This window comes from Stenotrophomonas sp. Ste86, assembly GCF_024519465.1.
Classification (GTDB): Bacteria; Pseudomonadota; Gammaproteobacteria; order Xanthomonadales; family Xanthomonadaceae; genus Stenotrophomonas.
This window is the reverse complement of the sequence record NZ_JALJRW010000029.1, coordinates 1-17,105: the sequence shown is the minus strand read 5'-3', so window position 1 is coordinate 17,105 and position 17,105 is coordinate 1. Positions and strand designations below refer to the sequence as shown.

The window sequence follows — 17,105 nt, the reverse complement described above, 5'->3', positions numbered from 1 at the left end:
AACAGCCCGTCGGTGACGCCGCCCCGCTACACCCGCCTGTCCGGCCTTGAGCCGCTGGTGATCACCCCGGACCTGCTGTTCGTCAACATCGGCGAGCGCACCAACGTCACCGGCAGCGCGCAGTTCCGCAAGCTGGTCAAGGAAGAGCGCTACGAGGAAGCGGTGGACGTGGCCCGCCAGCAGGTCGCCAACGGGGCGCAGATCCTCGACGTGAACATGGACGAGGGCCTGATCGATTCCGAAAAGGCGATGACGCGCTACCTCAACCTGATCATGTCCGAGCCGGACATCGCGCGCATCCCGGTGATGGTCGACTCCTCCAAGTGGAGCGTGATCGAGGCCGGACTGAAGTGCCTGCAGGGCAAGAGCGTGGTCAATTCGATCTCGCTCAAGGAAGGCGAGGCGCAGTTCATCGAGCACGCCCGCAAGGTGCTGCGCTATGGCGCGGCCGCGGTGGTGATGGCCTTCGACGAGGATGGCCAGGCCGACACCTGCGCGCGCAAGGTGGAGATCTGCACCCGCGCCTACCGGATCCTGGTCGACCAGGTTGGCTTCCCGCCGCAGGACATCATCTTCGACCCCAACATCTTTGCCGTCGCAACCGGCATCGAGGAACACGACAACTACGCGGTGGACTTCATCGAAGCCACGCGCATCATCAAGCGCACGCTGCCGCACTGCCATATCTCCGGCGGCGTCTCCAACGTGTCGTTCTCGTTCCGTGGCAACGAAAGCGTGCGCCAGGCGATCCATTCGGTCTTCCTGTACCACGCCATCGCCGCCGGCATGGACATGGGCATCGTCAACGCCGGCGCGATGCCGATCTACGACGAGCTCGATCCGGAACTGCGTGAACGCGTGGAAGACGTGATCCTCAACCGCCGCCGCGACGGCACCGAGCGCCTGCTGGAAATCGCCGAGCGTTACAAAGGCAAGAAGGGCGAGGTCAAGGGCGAAGACCTGGCCTGGCGCGAGAAGCCGATCGACGCGCGCCTGGCGCATGCGCTGGTGCACGGCCTGGACGCCTGGGTGGAGACCGATACCGAGGAGGCCCGCGCCCGCTCGACCCGCCCCCTGGACGTCATCGAAGGGCCGCTGATGGACGGCATGAACATCGTCGGCGACCTGTTCGGGGCCGGCAAGATGTTCCTGCCGCAGGTGGTCAAGTCCGCACGCGTGATGAAGAAGGCGGTGGCCTATCTGCTGCCGTACATCGAAGCGGAGAAGGCCCGCAGCGGCGACACCGCCAAGAGCAACGGCAAGATCATCATGGCCACGGTCAAGGGTGATGTGCACGACATCGGCAAGAACATCGTCGGCGTGGTTCTGGCCTGCAACAACTTCGAGGTCATCGACCTGGGCGTGATGGTGCCGGCGCAGAAGATCCTCGACGCCGCGCGCGCCGAGAACGCCGACATCATCGGCCTGTCCGGCCTGATCACCCCGTCGCTGGAAGAGATGAGCCACGTCGCCCGCGAGATGGAGCGCCAGGGTTTTACCTTGCCGCTGATGATCGGCGGTGCGACCACCTCGCGCGCGCACACCGCGCTGAAGATCGACCCGCACTACAAGGCGCCCACGGTGTGGGTGAAGGACGCCTCCCGTGCGGTGGGCGTGGCCCAGTCGCTGATTTCCAGCGAGCTGCGCGAGGCATTCGTGGCCGCCAACGAGGCCGACTACGCCGACATCCGCCAGCGCCATCGCAACCGTGGCGACGCCAAGCGACTGGTGACCCTGACCAAGGCACGCGCGCAGCGTTTCGACGGCGACTGGGCCCAGTACACCCCGCCCGCCCCGCGCAAGCCCGGCCTGCATGTGCTGCACGACTATCCGCTGGACGACCTTGTCGAGGTGATCGACTGGACCCCGTTCTTCCAGGCCTGGGAACTGGCCGGCAAGTATCCGGCGATCCTCACCGATGAGATCGTCGGTGCCCAGGCCAGCGACCTGTACAAGGACGCCCGCGCGATGCTGGCGCGGATCGTCGAGGAGAAGTGGTTGACCGCCAAGGCCGTATTCGGGCTGTGGCCGGCCAACAGCGTCGGCGATGACGTGCACCTGCGCACCGATGCCGGCCCGAGCGTGCTGCACTTCCTGCGCCAGCAGGTCGACAAGCCGGTCGAGCGCCCGGACTTCTGTCTGGCCGATTTCATCGCCCCGGCCGACAGCGGCAAACAGGACTGGATCGGCGCCTTCGCGGTCACCGCCGGCATCGGCATCGATCCGCACGTGGCGCGCTTCGAAGCCGATCACGACGATTACAACGCCATCCTGCTCAAGGCCCTGGCCGATCGCCTTGCCGAAGCGCTGGCCGAACGCCTGCACCAGCACGTGCGGACCGATTACTGGGGCTACCAGCCCGAAGAACAGCTGGACAACGAGTCGCTGATCGCCGAAAAGTACACTGGTATCCGCCCTGCCCCGGGCTATCCGGCCTGTCCGGAACACAGCGAAAAAGCCACGCTGTTCCGCCTGCTCGACGCCGAGCGCAACGCCGACATGCAGCTGACCGAAAGCTTCGCCATGCTGCCGACCGCAGCGGTATCGGGTTACTACTTCAGCCATCCGCAGAGCCAGTATTTCGTGGTCGGCCGGGTCACCCGCGAGCAGGTCAGCGACTACGCCAAGCGCAAGGGCGTGGACCGCGTGCAGGCCGAGCGCTGGCTGGCCTCGAACCTGGATTACGATCCGGAGTGAGTCGGTCACCCGACCCACGGTCGGGTGCTGCCGTCATAATGCCGCGGTAGGCGCCCACCATTGGTGGGTGCGCGCCGCCACCGAGACCCCGCATGACCGCCCCCACCCGCGACGCCGTTCCGGCCGTCCGCCTGTCGTCCTTCTACCTGTTCTACTACGCCGCGTTGGGCGCGTTCACGCCTTACTGGAGCCTGTTCCTCACCTCGCGCGGTATGAGCGTCACCGCGATCAGCGTGATGATGGGATTGTGGTATGCCACGCGCATCGTCGCGCCCACCACCTGGACCTCCATCGCCGCCGCCTCGCCGCGCCCGATCTTCTGGTTGCGCCTGGGTTGCGTGCTCACCCTGCTGACCTTCTGCGCGTTCCTGCTGCCCCTGCCGCAGCCGTGGCTGTACCCGGCGATGATCGCATTCTGCTTCTTCTACAACGCGGTGATGCCGCAGTTCGAATCGATCACCCTCACCCACCTGGGCAGCGACAGCCACCGCTATGGCCTGATCCGGGTCTGGGGCTCGCTGGGCTTCATCGCCGTGGTGATGCTGTTTGGCTGGATCATCGAAGGCAAGGACGGGGCCGGCAACGCGCACCTGCTGCCGTGGCTGATGCTGCCGTTGTTCGGCCTGCTCACCGCCTCCGGGTTTGCCAACCACTACGCGCGCAACCTGCAGCGCAACGACGGCGATGCCAGCGGCTTCTGGCAGATCGTGCGCAAGCCGCAGGTGCTGGCGTTCTTCCTCGCCGCGTTCATGGAACAGCTCTCCTTCGGCCCGTATTACACCTTCTTCTCGGTGTACATGGACCATCACGGCTATGCCACCTCCACGCTGGGCGTGTTGTGGACGGTCGGGGTCGTGTTCGAGGTGGGCGTGTTCTTCACCATCGGCCGCTTCTTCCGCCGCTATGACGCCAGCTGGATGCTGCTGATCGCCCTGCTCAGTTCCACCGTGCGCTGGGCCGTCACCGCCCTGTTCCCGGAAAACCTGCCGGTGATGCTGGTGGCACAGACCGCGCATGCGCTCGGCTTTGCCGCCTTCTTTGCCGCCGCGATGCAGATGCTGGCGACCTATTTTCCGGGACGTCTCAACGGGCACGGCCAAGGCCTGCTGTATGGTTTTTCGTCCGGTGTGGGCGGCGTACTCGGCGCGCTGATCGCCGGGCAGTTGTGGAACATCGACCAGGGCCGCACCGCATTCCTGGCCGGCAGCGGCTTTGCGTTCGCCGGTGCGCTCCTGTGCTTCTTCGCGATCAGCCTGCCATTGCTGCGCGCCCGGTAATGCCGGCCGCGGGCCGGCAACACGACCCTCCCAACCGGTAATGCCGGCCGCTGGCCGGCAACGCGCCCCCCCCAACCGGTAATGCCGGCCGCTGGCCGGCAATGCGCCCCCCTCGATGGGGTAGGCTCAAACCTCCCCCAACTGGAGCCGCCGATGCGACCGACCCGCCTGTGGGCATTGCTGCTTGCCGCCATTGCCCTGCCTGCCGCCGCCGAGCCGATCCTGCTCGAAAACGCCCGCGTCTTCGACGGCCAGCGCGATCTTGGGATCACCCCGGTGCTGATCGATGGCCCCCGCATCGTGCATGTCGGCACGCCGCTGCCAGCCGCCGCCACCGGCGCGCGCCGTATCGACTACACCGGCAAAACCCTGCTGCCGGGTCTGGTCAGCGACCACGCGCACGTCGGCAACACCCAGGGATTGGAGCACGGCGACCGTTTCTACACCCGCGACAACGTAGTGCGCGACCTGCGCCAGTTCCAGCGCTACGGCATCACCACGGTGACCGCGCTGGGCATGAACGGAGCGGACTTCTTCGCCATCCGCAAGGCGGTCAACGCCGACCCCGGGCTGGGCGCACAGCTGTATGGCGCTGGCGGTGGCATCGGTGCCCCGGACGGCGCGCCCCCGGCCGACAGCATGGGCCTGAGCCATGATCCCGTGGCGCGTCCGCGCAACGCCGAAGAGGCGCGTGCGGCCGTAGCCACCCAGCAGGCCGATGGCGTGGACCTGATCAAACTGTGGGTGGATGACATGGGCGGCAAACGGCCGATGATGACGCCGGAGGTGTATCGCGCCGCCATTGCCGAGGCGCACGCGCGCGGTCTCAAGGTCGCCGCGCACATCCATGATCTGGCACAGGCGCGCGATCTGGTCGATGCCAAGGTCGACATCCTCGCCCATGGCATCCGCGACCGCGCGGTGGATCCGATGCTGGCGCGGAAAATGCGCGACCAAGGCACCTGGTATATCGCCACCATAGCCATCGACGAGGCCAACTACTGGTATGCCGAAAACCCGCGGCAACTGCAGCAGCCATTCCTGCGCACGGCGTTGCCGGCCGATGTTCTGGCGCGCTGGTCGCAGCCGGACTGGCAACGCGCGCAGTTGGCCGGCAGTGGCATACCGGCCGCACGCCAGGCCGTGGCGACCAACCTGGACAACCTGCGGCGGCTGCATGCGGTCGGGGTCAAGCTCGGGTTCGGTACCGATGCCGGGGCCATGCCACAGCGGGTGATCGGGTTTGCCGAACATCGCGAACTGCAGCTGCTGGTCCAGGCCGGGCTGACCCCGACCCAGGCGCTACAGACTGCCACCGCCCAGGCTGCCGACCTGCTCGGCCTGAGCGACCGTGGTCGTATCGCGGCCGGCAAACGTGCCGACCTGCTCGTGCTGGACGCCGATCCGCTGGCCGATATCACCCACAGCCAGCGCATCGGCGCGGTCTGGCAGGCCGGTCAGCAGGTGGCCGGACCGATCACGGATTGATGGATGCCTTCCCGGTGCCATACCGCAGGGAACATCATCCCCACCTACCTCACTCCGTTATCGCGGGTGGGTTGCCAGCGTGGCCTGCAGCGAGGGCAGCAGCAACCGGTTGCCGTAGCCACTGAGATGATCGCCATCGAAGAACAGGGGATGCCCGTCGCGCTGTGCGCGGCAGGCATCGGTGTCGCAGAGGATCGGCAACGGATCCCAGATCACTGCGCCGGGTAGGCCCGCGGCCACCTGCTGCAGCGCGACCAGCGCCGGCGCGCGATAGTCGTCCATCCACGCCCGCTGCACCTGCAGGCCATTGCGGCACACCGCATTGGCCGCGTTGAACCGGTCCGAGCAGCGGTACGGCGGCGCCGGCAACACCGGCTTGGGCGCCTCCAGCACCACGCGCACGCCGGCCTCGGCGAGCGGTCGCCAGGCGGCAATCGCACGCTCGGCCTCGGCGGTATGGCCGGCACGGGCCTGCGCACTGTGTTCGCTGTCGCGCTGCTCGCGCGCGTCGAACAGGATGAACTGGTCGGACAGACGCGGCACCCGCAGCGACACCAGCAACACCACGTCACCGGGCTGCGCGCGCCGCGCGATGTCGGCGCGCACCGCCGCGTCGTAGCCCACGCACTCCTGCGCGACCCAACGCCATTCCTGCAGGCCCAGCTGCGGGCAGCCGCCACGACCGTACTGCCACACCGTGGCGCCGGTCTCCAGGGCCAGCCTGCGCAGCAGCTCGTTGTAGGCCATCGCATGCGAATCGCCGGCAACGAACACGTTGCGCGGCATGCCTGGGGGCAGCGGACGAGCGCATTCGCCACGCGAGAACGTCCGCGCACGACCGGCCTCGAAACGCTCCTTGCCGACCCGCAGCTCGCAGCCCGGGTAATCGGCCGCCACCGCGTCGCCGTCCGGATACCAGTCCAACGGGTGACGACTGACCGTGCTCAATGAAAGATGCGCCGCCTGCCGGTACATCAACGCCTGCAGGCCCGCAGCAAGCAGCAGCGCCACCACCCCCACGGCCACCCATCGGCCGGTGGACAGCCGCTTGGCCAACGGCCCGCGGAACGGCCGCTCCACCCAGCGCAGGGAGGCCCAGGACAGCAACGCCACCAGCGCCATGGCGAACACGCGTTGGCCGGTGGTGTCCAGGCCAACCGTCCAGCGCATCAGCACGAACACCGGCCAGTGCCACAGATACAGCGAGTAAGAGAGCAGTCCGATCCGCCGCAGCGGCGCACTGGACAGCACGCGACCCACCAGCGCGCGCGGATGCACGTGCAGCGCCAGCAGCAGGCCCACGCTGGCCAGCACCGCCCACAGTCCGTCCGGCCAGGGCGAGTGTCCGGCGCGCGCGGACCACAGGGTCCAGCCCAGCATCGCCAGCGCGATGACCGCCAACAGCGAGCACGCCACGCGCAGGGGCCGCGATGGGACCGCTGCATCCGCCCCGGTGGCGCGAAGATGCAGCAGCTGGAACAGCAGCACGCCCGCACCCAGCTGCCAGAAGCGCGTGGTCGTGGCGTAGAAAGCGCGCACCGCCTGTTCCGGATGGCTACCTGCGTAAACCGCATGACCGATGGAGGCCGCACTGGCCAGCGCGAACAGGCCCACGCTGGTCCAGCGGCTGCGCCCACCGCGACTCCAGGCCAGGAACAGCAGCGGAAACAGCAGGTAGAACTGCTCTTCCACGCCCAACGACCAGGTGTGGGTAAACGGATTGAACTCGGCACGTGGTGCAAAGTAATCGCTGCCGACCCCCACCAGCACCCAGTTGCTCAGGCCGAAGAAGGCCATCAGGCCGGTCATGTCGCTGGCTTCACTGAGCCAGGACTGGGGAATGAGCAGCACGCTGGCCAGACTGGTCAGCAGCAGGCAGGTCACCAGCGCCGGAGCGATGCGACGCAGCCGCCGGGCGTAGAAACGCAGCAGCGAATCCCGCAATGGCAGCGGCGGCAGCCGGTGTACCGACGCGCTGACCACGAACCCGGAGATGACGAAGAACACATCCACGCCGGTGAACCCACCGGGCAACCAGGACGGATCCAGGTGGAACAGGATTACCGCCAGCACTGCGATAGCACGCAGGCCATCGATATGCGGCACATAGCCGCGAACTGGATCAGCCGTCATGCGCGTCCCTGCAGGGCATCGGTCGCGGTGGTGATCACCGCGACCGGAGTGGAATCACCAGACCAGGTCGTCGGGCACCTGGTAGGCCGGATCGGCGTACGGATCTTCTTCCGCGGTGGCATTGGGATCCACGCGCAGGGCCACCGACGGGGCGAACACCGCTTCGGCCTCGTCGAGCACGGCCGCGGTCACCAGCAGGTAGCGTCCGTTCTGCTGCAGCACGCCCAGCTCGCCGGCGTTGAGCGCCTTGAGCTGCTCGGCGGTGACGTAGATGCGCTTGATCTTGCCGCCGTAATTGAAGTGACGCGCGATCTCGGCGGCGGCGTCGTTCAACGCCTTGCCTTCCAGCAGCACGTCGAGTTTCGCCTTGGCTTCACGGCGCAGGCGTGCCTCTTCCTGCTTCACGCGCTCGGCTTCAATACGGTCGTCCTTTTCCTTCTGCGCGCGGATCGCGTAGGCCTTGGCCAGGTCGATGTCCTCGCGCGAGCGCGGCTTGCCCTGGCCGGGGTTCTGGCCTTGGCCGGGACGGGCGCCGCTACCGGGACGGCCCTTGCCGTGCGGGGCACGACGAGCGGCGTCGCCTTCGCGCGGCGGACGCGCGGCATCGCCGGGCTTGGCCGGTGGGCGGGCGCCCTGCGGTTTGTTGCCCGGCCGGCCATCGCGGCGGGCATCAGGCTTGCGTTCGGGTTTGCGTTCGGGTTTGCGTTCGGGCTTGGGCGCGGCTTTGAAGCCGAGGCCCAGCAACTGGTCGCGGAGGGTATCGCTCATGAGTGGTCGATCAGTAATGCGGGGGCGGTGGTTCTTCGCCCGAATCGGAATACAGCGCGTTGCGGACCTTGCCCAGGTCCTCCAGCAGCAGGCGGGTCAAGTCGGCGTTGCGGCTGCCTTCGATGCGTGCATCGGCCAGCGCTTCGCTCAGCTCGGCAAGCGCCTGCTCCTGGAAGGACACGCGCATTTCCAGCTCGATCAGGCGCGCTTCCAGCGCCTGTTCACGCGATGAGGGGGTGGAATCATGCATGCAGCGAACGTCCCCGGCCAATGCCGTAGTAGGCCAGGCCCGCGGCTTCGATCTCCTGCGGGTCGTACAGATTGCGGCCGTCGAAGACCACCGCGTCGTTGAGCACCTCGCGCAACCGGGCGAAATCCGGGCTGCGGAACTGCTTCCATTCGGTCACCACGACCAGCGCATCGGCGCCGTCCAGGGCGTCGTAGGCGTTGTCGCAGAACACCAGGTCATCGCGCTCGCCGAAAATGCGGCGCGCTTCCTCGGTGGCTTCCGGATCGTAGGCACGCACGCGCGCACCGGCTTCCCACAACTGCGCCAGCAGACGCCGGCTGGACGCCTCGCGCATGTCGTCGGTGTTGGGCTTGAAGGCCAGGCCCCAGACCGCGAAGGTCTTGCCACGCACGCCTTCATCCTCGCCACGGTCGTAGTGGCGCTGGATCAGCTCGTAAAGATGCCCCTTCTGCGCCTCGTTGACCGCCTCCACCGCGTTGAGCAGCCGGGGCTCATGCCCATACTGCTGCGCGGTGCGGGCCAGCGCCTGCACGTCCTTGGGGAAACACGAGCCGCCATAACCGGCGCCCGGGTAGATGAAATGCCAGCCGATGCGCGGATCCGACCCAATGCCCTGGCGGACCTGTTCGATGTCGGCACCGACCTTCTCGGCGATGTTGGCGATTTCGTTCATGAACGAAATCTTGGTCGCCAGCATCGCGTTGGCGGCGTACTTGGTCAGCTCCGCCGAGCGCACGTCCATTTCCACCACGCGGTCGTGGTTGCGGTTGAACGGCGCGTACAGGCGGCGCATCAGCGCCACCGAATCGGGGTTGGAGGCACCCACCACGATGCGGTCCGGCCGCATGCAGTCGGCGACCGCGTCGCCCTCCTTCAGGAATTCCGGGTTGGAGACCACGTCGAACGCGATCTCAACCCCACGCGCCGCCAGTACCTCGGCAATGGCGGCACGCACCTTGTCGGCCGTGCCTACCGGCACGGTCGACTTGTTCACCACCACGGTCGGCACCGCCATGTGCGTGCCGATCGTGCGGGCCACCGCCAGCACGTACTGCAGGTCGGCGCTGCCGTCCTCGTCCGGTGGCGTGCCCACGGCGATGAAAATCACCTGGCCATGCGTGATCGCGCTGGCGGCATCGGTGGTGAAGGCCAGCCGCGATGCGGCGTGATTGGCCTTGACCATCGGCTCCAGGCCCGGTTCGTAGATCGGGATGACGCCACGGTTCAGGCCATCGACCTTGGCCTGGTCGATATCGACGCAGACCACCTGGTGGCCGACATCGGCCAGGCAGGTACCCGTGACCAGACCGACGTAACCGGTACCGAAAATCGCTACACGCATGTCCGTGGTGACTCCAGTTTCGCTTACGGCAGGACGTTGAGCAGTTCGACGTCGAAGGTCAGCGTCGCGTTCGGACCGATCGGACCGCCCGGCGTGCCCTGTTCGCCGTAGGCCAGCTCGCCCGGGATCCAGAAGCGGTACTTGGACCCGGTCGGCATCAGCGAAACGCCTTCGGACCAGCCCTTGATGACCTGGTCCAGGCCGAACTCGATCGGCTGGCCGCGCTCGTAGCTGCTGTCGAAGACGGTGCCGTCCAGCAGCTTGCCTTCGTAGTTCACGCGGACCTTGCTGGTCGGCATCGGACGCTCGCCCGAACCCGGACGCAGCACCTGGTACTGCAGGCCCGACGGGGTGGTGACCACGCCCGGCACGGTCTTGTTTTTGGCCAGGAAGGCATTGCCCTCGGTCCGGTTGGTACCGGCCTTGGCCGACGCCTGGGCCTGCATTTCAGCCTGCTTGCCGGCCATGAACCCTTCCAGCGTGGCCTTGGCCTGCTCCGGGGTCATCTTGGCGGTGCCCTTGTTGAAGGTGGTACCGATCGCGTCGAACAGCGCATCCAGGTCCAGATCGTCCTTCAGCGGCGCCAGCGACGGGCCAACGGCGTAGCTGCCCAGCATCAGGCCGACCTTTTCACGGTCCACCTTCGGCGCCGGGGTACCCGGGGCCACGCCCGGCACCGGCTGGCCACTTTTGGCGGCCATCGCCTGGCGCAGCGCGCCGTCGGTCTTCTGCGCTTCTTCCTGGCTGATCAGCGGCTGCTTGCCTTCGAAGGCATTGGTGATGGCGCGACGCAGTGCCACCAGATCGATCTCGCTGGAGATCGGGGCGAACGAGTTGGCCACATCGATGCCGATGGCGTAGCCGAGCTTTTCCCGTTGGGAGTTCAAAGCGGAGGTCTCCTTGACGGCCGCACGCGCGGCCGGTTGTTGCGACATCACGGTACCGGTGGCACCCATCGCCAGAATCAGAACCGACGCCGCGGCGCCGCGCATTCCCATCTTCATTCGCTGCTTTCCTGGAAGTGACTGGACGCCGACGTCGGCGCGAAAGCGATCATTGTCGCACGCACATGCGAGATGTCGAGGACGTCAGCGCTTTGCAGCCGTGACGGACAGCTCACGTTCGATCGCCGCGACCAGCGCCTTGTCGTCCGGCTTGACCTTGCTGGGGAATTGCCCGACTACGCGACCATCGCGCGACACCAGATATTTGTGGAAATTCCAGCCCGGCTCGACACCGGTAGCGGCGGCCAGGCGCTGGTACAGCGGCGTAGCGTCCGGCCCGGTGACCTGCACCTTCTGGAACATCGGGAACTTGACCCCGTAGGTCAGCGTGCAGAATTCCTGGATCTGCGCCTCGCTACCCGGCTCCTGCCCCTTGAAGTCGTTGGACGGGAAGCCCAGCACCGAGAAACCGCGCGCCGCATACTTCTGCTGCAGCGCCTCCAGGCCTTCGTACTGCGGGGTGAAACCGCACTTGCTGGCGGTATTGACCACCAGCAGCACCTTGCCGCCGTACTGCTTCTGCAGGTTGACCTCGGCCTTGCCCGCCAGCGGCCGGTAGCTCAGGTCCAGCAGGTCGGCGGCGTGGGCACCGGCAGTGGCCAGCAGCCCGCCCAGCAGCAGCGTTGCGCCCCAGCGGCGGGCGCGAACAAAGCTGGCGCGGCGCGGGGATGGCACGGAACGGATCTGGCGCATTGCAACACTCCACGAAAAGGGCGAACAGGGAGAAAAGGTGCCTGACAGGGCGGCGGAAAACGCCGTCAACGGGCCGTTTCGCACTATATCACCGGCACTTTTGCGTCTGGGCGACCTTGCGCGCCCAGACGCGCGACGGCGCCCAAGGCCGGGCCGCATAGGAGTAAGCGTCGTGGTTTCGACAGGAACATGGTGCCGGCCTTGCCGACCTTGGCGGTGTTGGTCGACACGTCCCCCGCCCCCCCGATGTTCACCTGAATAGCCACATGGGCTGACCTACCATTGACCTGGCTGAATGAAGGCGCACCCCACCCCGCCATCCACTCCCCCTTGAATTCTTTACTAATCAATACCTTGAGTAGACGTACCCCGCGTTGTCACACCCCTGCCATCAGTTGGGGACGGCAACCTGTTGCACTTCGGCGTGCCGGTGTTATAGTTGCATACAACACCAGTCACCTGATGCAGGGGAAGCCCATGAACCGCATGCGCCGCCACCAATCCGCCAAAGCCGTCACCGCCGCCTCCGCGCTGCTGCTGCTCGGCTGGCTGGGTGCCCCTGCCAGCGAGGTCGGCACGATTGCCGCCTCCGGTGCGTTTGAAAGCCCGCAGGACGCAGGTGTCATCGAGGCAGGGACCGCCAACGGCGCCCCCACGCCTCCCCGCCGGCTGCACAGCTCCCTGTCCATGCCTTACTTCTCATTCGCACAGTCGCTGAACCCACGGAGCTGACCATGAGCGATATCCAATGGAGCGATGGCGCTCCGATCTACCGTCAGCTGAAGGAACGCGTGATCGCCATGATGCTTGACGGCATCATCAAGCCTGGCGACGCCCTGCCCTCGGTCCGGCAGGTTGCCGCCGAGTACCAGCTCAACCCCATCACCGTATCGCGCGCTTACCAGGAACTGGCTGACGAAGGCCTGGTCGAGAAGCGCCGCGGGCTGGGTATGTTCATGACCGAAGAAGCGGCCACGCAGCTGCGCAGCAGCGAGCGCGACCGGTTCCTCAATGAAGAATGGCCGCTGGTGCTGGAGCGCATCCAACGCCTGGGCCTGAACCTCGACGAATTGCTGCCCCAGGGGAAATCCTCATGAATGCTGTTGCAAGTGATGTCGTCATCTCCGCCCGCGGCCTGCGCAAGGCCTATAAACAGACCGTGGCGCTGGACAACACCAGCTTCACCATCGCCCCGGGCCGGATCACCGGCCTGATCGGCCCCAACGGCGCCGGCAAGACCACCCTGCTCAAGGCGCTGCTTGGCTTGACCACGGTGGAAGGCGAGCTGCAGGTGCTGGGGCTGGACCCGGCCGTGCAGCGCAACGCACTGATGAACGATGTGTGCTTCATCGCCGACGTGGCCGTGCTGCCGCGCTGGATGAAGGTGCGCGAGGCGATCGATTTCGTCGCCGGCGTGCATCCGCGCTTCGACCGTGCCCGTTGCGAACGCTTCCTGGCCTCGACCAAGCTGCAGCCCAGGCAGCGCGTGCGTGAACTGTCCAAGGGCATGATCGTGCAGCTGCACCTGGCATTGGTGATGGCCATCGACGCCAAGGTGCTGGTGCTCGACGAGCCCACCCTCGGCCTGGACATCCTGTACCGCAAGGAGTTCTACCAGCGCCTGCTGGAAGATTACTTCGACGAGCAGAAGACGATCATCGTCACCACCCACCAGGTCGAAGAGATCGAGCACATCCTCACCGATGTCATGTTCATCCGCGACGGCCGCATCGTGCTCACCACCGACATGGAAGACATCGGCGACCGCTACAGCGAAGTGCTGGTGTCGGCCGATGCACTGGAGGCGGCGCGCGCGTTGCAGCCGATCGATGAGCGCGCCCTGCCGTTCGGCAAGACCGTGCTGTTGTTCGACGGGGTGCCACGCGCCCAGCTCACGCCCCTGGGCGAGATCCGCAGCCCGGGGCTGGCGGACCTGTTCGTGGCCATCATGAAGGGAACCTACGCATGAACACCGTCCACTACCACCCCATCAGCAAGGCCAGTACCTTCAAGTGGATGCTCAAGCGCGAATACTGGGAGAACCGCGGCGGGTTCCTGTACGCGCCGTTGATTGCCGGTGCCATTTCGCTGGTGATGAGTCTTGTCGGCATCCTGTTCGGTCTGCTGGCCATGAACCGCGCGGCCAAGGGCGGCGGCATCGTGATCGACAATGAAAACGTCAACATCAACGGCCTCGACCTCGGCCTGCTGACCCAGAAGCTCGATGCCGAGGACCTGCACAACCTGGCCAACGGGCTGGACCTGACGCTCATCCTCAGTTCGCTGTGGCCATTCATCGTGCTGGCCTTCGTGGTGTTCTTCTACTGCCTGGGCGCGCTGTATGACGACCGCCGCGACCGCAGCATCCTGTTCTGGAAGTCGCTGCCGCTGTCGGACACCCAGACCGTGCTGTCCAAGGCGCTGAGCGCACTGCTGGTGGCGCCGTTGATCGCGGTGATCGCCTCGATCCTGACCATGTTCGGTTTCCTGCTGATCATCAGCGTGGTTGTGCTCACCCATGGCGGCGACCCGATGACCCTGATCTGGGGCCCGGCCAGTCCGTTGAGCATCGTCGCCGGCCACCTGTCCTGGATTCCGGTGTACCTGCTGTGGGCGCTGCCGAGCGTGGGCTGGCTGCTGCTGTGCTCGGCCTGGGCCAAGACCAAGCCGTTCCTGTGGGCGGTGATGCTGCCGCTGTTTGCCGGCATCATCGTCAGCACCACCCACCTGATGAGTGCGTTCGACAGCACCAGCGGCTGGTTCTGGAAGAACATCGTCGGTCGCCTGCTGCTGGGCACCCTGCCGGGCAGCGATGTGTTCTACCGCGCCGACCAGCTGCGCGCGGTGATCGGTGACCGCGACAACCTGGTCGCCGCGCTGGCCCCGTCCAACCAGCTGGCCGCCCTGAGCCTGCCCGACATCTGGATCGGTGCTGCGGTCGGCGTGGTGTTCATCATCCTCGCCATCCGCCTGCGTCGCCGCGCCGGCGAAATCTGACCGACGTTCGTTCCCGACATCCTTCTGGAGTCTCACATGATCCGCACCCTCGCTGTCGCTTCCCTGTTGTTGCTGCCGCTGTCTGCGTTCGCTGCCGAGCCGCAGTGCAAGTTCAACGAACCGCGCGACCTCAAGCTCGATCTGGCCGGCGCGAAGGCGGTGGTGTTCGAGGTCAACCAGCACGACCTGGTGCTTACCGCCGGGCCGGGGCCGGCCCAGCTCGCCGGCCGTGCGTGTGCCTCCAACGCCGATTGGCTGCGCGAGCTGACCGTGACCCAGCAGAAGGTGGACGGCAAGCTGATCGTGCGGCTCAAGCGCGAGGTCGGGCCCGGCTTCACGCTGAGCGGCAACAGCTATGCCTACCTGGACCTGCGCGGCAGCGTGCCGGACACCCTGCTGGTGCAGTTGAAGGTCGGCTCGGGCGATGCCAGCGTCACTGGCGCCCATTCGCTCAGCGCCGATGTCGGCTCGGGCGACATCAAGCTGCAGGACATCAAGGGCCTGGTCACCGCCGCGATCGGCTCGGGTGATGTGATCCTCGATGGCGCCGGTGCGCTCAACGTGCTGTCGGTGGGTTCGGGCGATTTCAAGGCGCGCAACGTGCGCGGCAGTGCGAAGGTCGGCACCATCGGTTCGGGTGACCTTGAAATGGACACCGTGCAGGGCAACGTCGAACTGGGCACGATCGGCTCCGGCGATGCCGACCTGCGCCAGGTCAAGGGCAATGTAAGCATCGGCAACGTGGGTTCGGGCGATGTGGACCTGCGCGGCGTCGGCGGCAATGTCGCGGTCGAACGCCATGGTTCGGGCGATGTCACCGTGCGCGACGTCGCCGGCGACCTCACCGTGTCGCACAGCGGCAGTGGCGACGTGCGCCACAGCGGCGTCGGCGGCCGCGTGCAGCTGCCCCGCGGCAAGTGACTGTGACTTCCCCTTACTTCATCCCAAGGAATGCGCGCATGACGACCCGACTGCTGCTGCCCGCCCTGCTGCTGTGCCTGCCGCTGGCTGCCTGCGGCAACCAGGATGCCGGCAAGGCCACTCCGGCCACCACCAAGACCGCCTCGGCCACCGCCGACACCACGGTGGGCAAGACCGTGCAGGAGGCCACCGACAAGGCGCGCAAGGAAATGGCCCAAGGCAACATCAAGATTTCCAACGATCAGTCCGACAAGGCCGAGATCACCCCGCAGGGCGAGCTGCTGATCAATGGCAAGACGGTTCCCACCACCGCCAGCCAGCGCGCGCTGCTGCTGGATTACCGCAAGCAGGTCGAGGCGATTGCCGGCGCCGGCATGGACATCGGCGTGGCCGGCGCCAACCTCGGCGTGAAGGCGGCCGGCGAGGCGCTCAAGGGCATTTTCTCCGGGGATACCAACGGCATCGAGGAACGCGTGAATGCCGAAACCAGCAAGATCGAGGAAAAGGCCAAGCAGCTGTGCACGCTGCTGCCGGAAATGATGAACAAGCAGCAGGCACTCGCGGCCGCGCTGCCGGCCTTCAAGCCCTATGCCACGATGGACCAGAGCGACATCGACGACTGCGGCAAGTAAGCGCCGGGGCTGCGACGTTCGGTCGCAGCCGGGTCTACACGCACGGGGGAGGACTACACTAGTCCTCCCCTTTTTGCTGTGCGCTGCCTGCCATGAAAAAGCTGTGCCTGCTGCTGTTCGCCCTGTTCTGTCTGGCCGCCACCGGCTGCGATCAGGAATACCGCAACCACCGCGCCGAGCGCAGCAAGCCGAAGATCACGGTCAGCGACGGCATGCTGACGGTGCGCCGCGCGCCGGCCCCGAACATCATCGTGCTGCCCAACGGGCACATGAAGATCGACGAGATCGAGATTCCGCTCGACGCCAGCCAGCAGGCGCTGTTGCAGGGCATGTTCGGTCAGCTGCAGGTGCTGCGTCAGAACACGCTCACCGACGCCCCGCCGGACCCGGCCAAGCGTTCGGTCAAGATCCAGGTCCCCGACGGGATGCAGCCGATTCCGCCGGACCTGGTGAAGCGGATTCCGGAGTTCAAGGATTACACCGAGACGTTCGACAACCTGCAGGCCGATCGGCACTGACATTTGGCGGATCGGCGCGGGGGTCGGCGGGTCGGGCGCTGGGCCCCCATACCCTTTCCGGCGAATGTCCTCCGGCGTCGGCCTGCGGCCGCCCCCTCCCCCTTTATTTCGCCTCCAAGGGCATGGGGGCCCAGCGCCCGACCCACCGACCAGCGCCAGAAAAGCCAGGCTTCCACCTGTGTATCGCAAGCCGAGCCTCGTGGCGGCCGGTAGGCGCCTGGGCAAGACTAAAGAGGGCATGGGCCTCAGCGCCCGACCCACCGACTGCCGTCAGAAAAGCGCGGCTTCCGCCTGCGCACCGCAAGCCGAGCCCCGTAGCGGCCGGTAGGTGCCTGGGCAAAATAAAGGAGGAGGCCGCCAGGCCGGGGGACATTTGCGCCAGGGG

The 17,105-nt window shown here is 66.6% G+C and carries 16 protein-coding genes; 10 read left to right on the top strand and 6 right to left on the bottom strand.

From position 1 onward, the window contains the following. Positions 1–12: 12 nt before the first annotated feature. The 3 genes from metH to NR101_RS17730 all read left to right on the top strand — a co-directional run bounded on the left by metH (position 13) and on the right by NR101_RS17730 (position 5,462). On the top strand, positions 13–2,697 hold the full coding sequence (gene metH, locus NR101_RS17740; RefSeq protein WP_256774586.1) for a methionine synthase: 2,685 nt from the start codon (positions 13–15) through the stop codon (positions 2,695–2,697). Positions 2,698–2,789: 92 nt separating this feature from the next. After that, the gene (locus tag NR101_RS17735) at positions 2,790–3,974 is read left to right on the top strand and encodes an MFS transporter (RefSeq protein WP_256774563.1); all 1,185 of its coding nucleotides are present in this window, start codon (positions 2,790–2,792) and stop codon (positions 3,972–3,974) included. 153 nt (positions 3,975–4,127) lie between these two features. Next, positions 4,128–5,462: an amidohydrolase family protein gene (locus tag NR101_RS17730; RefSeq protein WP_256774564.1), complete on the top strand. Its 1,335-nt coding sequence runs from the start codon at positions 4,128–4,130 to the stop codon at positions 5,460–5,462. A 57-nt stretch (positions 5,463–5,519) separates the two neighbouring features. Here the strand turns inward: NR101_RS17730 and NR101_RS17725 are convergent, their stop codons facing one another. From NR101_RS17725 to NR101_RS17700, 6 genes are all read right to left on the bottom strand, one after another. Further along, positions 5,520–7,595, bottom strand: coding sequence for an acyltransferase family protein (locus tag NR101_RS17725; RefSeq protein ID WP_256774565.1), 2,076 nt, complete (start codon positions 7,593–7,595; stop codon positions 5,520–5,522). A 54-nt stretch (positions 7,596–7,649) separates the two neighbouring features. Continuing rightward, on the bottom strand, positions 7,650–8,363 hold the full coding sequence (locus tag NR101_RS17720) for a DUF2058 family protein (RefSeq protein ID WP_256774566.1): 714 nt from the start codon (positions 8,361–8,363) through the stop codon (positions 7,650–7,652). A 10-nt stretch (positions 8,364–8,373) separates the two neighbouring features. Continuing rightward, positions 8,374–8,613, bottom strand: a complete 240-nt coding sequence (locus NR101_RS17715) for a SlyX family protein (RefSeq protein WP_256774567.1) — start codon at positions 8,611–8,613, stop codon at positions 8,374–8,376. Then, on the bottom strand, positions 8,606–9,955 hold the full coding sequence (locus tag NR101_RS17710) for a UDP-glucose/GDP-mannose dehydrogenase family protein (RefSeq protein WP_256774568.1): 1,350 nt from the start codon (positions 9,953–9,955) through the stop codon (positions 8,606–8,608). The genes NR101_RS17715 and NR101_RS17710 overlap by 8 nt, the downstream gene beginning before the upstream one ends. Before the next feature lie 23 nt (positions 9,956–9,978). After that, positions 9,979–10,959: an FKBP-type peptidyl-prolyl cis-trans isomerase gene (locus tag NR101_RS17705; protein WP_256774569.1), complete on the bottom strand. Its 981-nt coding sequence runs from the start codon at positions 10,957–10,959 to the stop codon at positions 9,979–9,981. A gap of 84 nt (positions 10,960–11,043) precedes the next feature. Further along, the gene (locus NR101_RS17700) at positions 11,044–11,652 is read right to left on the bottom strand and encodes a glutathione peroxidase (RefSeq protein ID WP_256774570.1); all 609 of its coding nucleotides are present in this window, start codon (positions 11,650–11,652) and stop codon (positions 11,044–11,046) included. Between the two features lie 477 nt (positions 11,653–12,129). Between NR101_RS17700 and NR101_RS17695 the strand changes: the two genes are divergently transcribed. The 7 genes from NR101_RS17695 to NR101_RS17665 all read left to right on the top strand — a co-directional run bounded on the left by NR101_RS17695 (position 12,130) and on the right by NR101_RS17665 (position 16,720). Further along, a complete protein-coding gene (locus tag NR101_RS17695; protein ID WP_256774571.1) occupies positions 12,130–12,384 on the top strand; it encodes a hypothetical protein in 255 nt (84 codons plus the stop codon). A gap of 2 nt (positions 12,385–12,386) precedes the next feature. Beyond that, positions 12,387–12,749 (top strand): GntR family transcriptional regulator, encoded by a 363-nt coding sequence (locus NR101_RS17690; RefSeq protein ID WP_019185943.1) that lies wholly within the window; start codon positions 12,387–12,389, stop codon positions 12,747–12,749. Then, positions 12,746–13,621: an ABC transporter ATP-binding protein gene (locus NR101_RS17685; protein WP_256774572.1), complete on the top strand. Its 876-nt coding sequence runs from the start codon at positions 12,746–12,748 to the stop codon at positions 13,619–13,621. The genes NR101_RS17690 and NR101_RS17685 overlap by 4 nt, the downstream gene beginning before the upstream one ends. Then, complete coding sequence (locus NR101_RS17680) at positions 13,618–14,649, top strand: ABC-2 transporter permease (RefSeq protein ID WP_256774573.1); 1,032 nt, start codon at positions 13,618–13,620, stop codon at positions 14,647–14,649. Before NR101_RS17685 ends, NR101_RS17680 begins: the two co-directional genes overlap by 4 nt. 36 nt (positions 14,650–14,685) lie before the next feature. After that, positions 14,686–15,570, top strand: coding sequence for a DUF2807 domain-containing protein (locus NR101_RS17675; protein ID WP_256774574.1), 885 nt, complete (start codon positions 14,686–14,688; stop codon positions 15,568–15,570). Between the two features lie 38 nt (positions 15,571–15,608). Next, on the top strand, positions 15,609–16,202 hold the full coding sequence (locus NR101_RS17670) for a DUF2884 family protein (RefSeq protein WP_256774575.1): 594 nt from the start codon (positions 15,609–15,611) through the stop codon (positions 16,200–16,202). A gap of 92 nt (positions 16,203–16,294) precedes the next feature. After that, positions 16,295–16,720: a hypothetical protein gene (locus NR101_RS17665; RefSeq protein ID WP_256774576.1), complete on the top strand. Its 426-nt coding sequence runs from the start codon at positions 16,295–16,297 to the stop codon at positions 16,718–16,720. Positions 16,721–17,105: the final 385 nt, after the last annotated feature.

Excerpts from the sequence above, each read along its gene's own strand:
- NR101_RS17735 (WP_256774563.1), top strand. The coding sequence starts at position 2,790 with ATGACCGCCCCCACCCGCGACGCCGTTCCGGCCGTCCGCCTGTCGTCC.
- NR101_RS17730 (WP_256774564.1), top strand. The coding sequence starts at position 4,128 with ATGCGACCGACCCGCCTGTGGGCATTGCTGCTTGCCGCCATTGCCCTG.
- NR101_RS17725 (WP_256774565.1), bottom strand. The coding sequence starts at position 7,595 with ATGACGGCTGATCCAGTTCGCGGCTATGTGCCGCATATCGATGGCCTG.
- NR101_RS17720 (WP_256774566.1), bottom strand. The coding sequence starts at position 8,363 with ATGAGCGATACCCTCCGCGACCAGTTGCTGGGCCTCGGCTTCAAAGCC.
- NR101_RS17715 (WP_256774567.1), bottom strand. The coding sequence starts at position 8,613 with ATGCATGATTCCACCCCCTCATCGCGTGAACAGGCGCTGGAAGCGCGC.
- NR101_RS17710 (WP_256774568.1), bottom strand. The coding sequence starts at position 9,955 with ATGCGTGTAGCGATTTTCGGTACCGGTTACGTCGGTCTGGTCACGGGT.
- NR101_RS17705 (WP_256774569.1), bottom strand. The coding sequence starts at position 10,959 with ATGAAGATGGGAATGCGCGGCGCCGCGGCGTCGGTTCTGATTCTGGCG.
- NR101_RS17700 (WP_256774570.1), bottom strand. The coding sequence starts at position 11,652 with ATGCGCCAGATCCGTTCCGTGCCATCCCCGCGCCGCGCCAGCTTTGTT.
- NR101_RS17695 (WP_256774571.1), top strand. The coding sequence starts at position 12,130 with ATGAACCGCATGCGCCGCCACCAATCCGCCAAAGCCGTCACCGCCGCC.
- NR101_RS17690 (WP_019185943.1), top strand. The coding sequence starts at position 12,387 with ATGAGCGATATCCAATGGAGCGATGGCGCTCCGATCTACCGTCAGCTG.
- NR101_RS17685 (WP_256774572.1), top strand. The coding sequence starts at position 12,746 with ATGAATGCTGTTGCAAGTGATGTCGTCATCTCCGCCCGCGGCCTGCGC.
- NR101_RS17680 (WP_256774573.1), top strand. The coding sequence starts at position 13,618 with ATGAACACCGTCCACTACCACCCCATCAGCAAGGCCAGTACCTTCAAG.
- NR101_RS17675 (WP_256774574.1), top strand. The coding sequence starts at position 14,686 with ATGATCCGCACCCTCGCTGTCGCTTCCCTGTTGTTGCTGCCGCTGTCT.
- NR101_RS17670 (WP_256774575.1), top strand. The coding sequence starts at position 15,609 with ATGACGACCCGACTGCTGCTGCCCGCCCTGCTGCTGTGCCTGCCGCTG.
- NR101_RS17665 (WP_256774576.1), top strand. The coding sequence starts at position 16,295 with ATGAAAAAGCTGTGCCTGCTGCTGTTCGCCCTGTTCTGTCTGGCCGCC.